Here is a 1,179-nt window from a genome sequence, read left to right on the forward strand (position 1 = left end):
ATGGCAAAGAGCAAATTCGAGCGCAACAAGCCGCATGTGAACATCGGCACGATCGGCCATGTCGACCACGGCAAGACGAGCTTGACGGCGGCGATCACGAAGTACTTCGGTGAGTACAAGCGCTACGACCAGATCGACGCTGCGCCGGAAGAGAAGGCCCGCGGCATCACGATCTCGACCGCCCACGTCGAGTACGAGACGCCGGCCCGTCACTACGCGCACGTCGACTGCCCAGGCCACGCCGACTACGTGAAGAATATGATCACCGGTGCGGCCCAGATGGACGGCGCGATCCTCGTCTGCTCGGCAGCCGACGGCCCGATGCCGCAGACCCGCGAGCACATCCTGCTCGCCCGCCAGGTCGGCGTGCCCGCGATCGTGGTGTTCCTCAACAAGGTCGACCAGGTCGACGACGAGGAGCTCCTGGAGCTCGTCGAGCTCGAGGTTCGCGAGCTCCTGTCGATGTACGAATATCCGGGCGACGACATCCCGATCGTCAAGGGTTCGGCGCTCGCCGCTCTCGAGGACTCGAACAAGGTCATCGGCGAAGACGCCGTCCGCGCGCTGATGGCGGCGGTCGACGAGTACATCCCGACGCCTGAGCGTCCGATCAACATGCCGTTCCTGATGCCGATCGAGGACGTGTTCTCGATCTCGGGCCGCGGCACGGTCGTCACCGGCCGCGTCGAGCGCGGCATCGTCAAGGTCGGCGAGGAAGTCGAGATCGTCGGCATCCGCGACACCAAGAAGACCACGGTCACCGGCGTCGAGATGTTCCGCAAGCTGCTCGACCAGGGCCAGGCCGGCGACAACATCGGCGCGCTCGTTCGCGGCGTCGACCGCGAGGGCGTCGAACGCGGCCAGGTTCTGTGCAAGCCCGGCACCGTGAAGCCGCACACGCGCTTCATGGCCGAGGCCTACATCCTGACGAAGGAAGAGGGTGGCCGTCATACGCCGTTCTTCACCAACTACCGCCCGCAGTTCTACTTCCGCACGACGGACGTGACCGGCGTGTGCACGCTGCCTGAGGGCACCGAGATGGTGATGCCGGGCGACAGCGTGACCATGGACGTGACGCTGATCGTTCCGATCGCGATGGAAGAGAAGCTGCGCTTCGCCATCCGCGAAGGCGGCCGTACCGTCGGCGCCGGCATTGTGTCGTCGATCGTCGCGTAAGAC

General features: G+C 65.3%; 1 protein-coding gene. It reads left to right on the forward strand.

Annotation, left to right across the window (positions count from 1 at the left end):
• Positions 1–1,176: an elongation factor Tu gene (gene tuf / locus ACZL02_RS24345; RefSeq protein WP_472937513.1), complete on the forward strand. Its 1,176-nt coding sequence runs from the start codon at positions 1–3 to the stop codon at positions 1,174–1,176.
• The last annotated feature ends 3 nt before the right edge of the window (positions 1,177–1,179 follow it).

The sequence above is a fragment of the Mesocryomonas fontinalis genome (genome assembly GCF_055730125.2).

Excerpts from the sequence above, each read along its gene's own strand:
- tuf (WP_472937513.1), top strand. The coding sequence starts at position 1 with ATGGCAAAGAGCAAATTCGAGCGCAACAAGCCGCATGTGAACATCGGC.